The following is a 268-nucleotide window of genomic DNA, read 5'->3' as shown; positions in this document are numbered from 1 at the left end:
GTCGGCGCAGTACATCTTCACTGCCACGCTGAGCCATGCCTCCCAAGGCGTGACCACGATCACCACCGACCGTGGCGTGATCACCATTGCCGATGGTCAGACCACGGGCACCCTGACGGTTCCGGCTACCAACGGCGAAGACGTCTACAAGGACGGCACCGAACTGACCGCCACGATCACCGGTGTCAACGGCCCGGGCTTTGAAAAGCTGGAAGTCAAAGACGGCAGTGGCTCGGCGACCTCGACGGTGGTCGACACCACGACGGTC

Annotated in this window: 1 protein-coding gene; it reads left to right on the top strand. The window is 63.1% G+C overall.

All coding sequences use genetic code 11. The features are described from left to right. Positions 1 to 268: immunoglobulin-like domain-containing protein (locus C6382_RS24070; RefSeq protein WP_158262125.1), on the top strand; the 268-nt coding region annotated here is incomplete at both ends.

This window comes from Pseudomonas sp. BBP2017, assembly GCF_003024385.1.
Taxonomy (GTDB): domain Bacteria; phylum Pseudomonadota; class Gammaproteobacteria; order Pseudomonadales; family Pseudomonadaceae; genus Aquipseudomonas.
The sequence above is the reverse complement of the archived record's forward strand: the minus strand, read 5'-3'. Positions and strand labels throughout refer to the sequence as shown.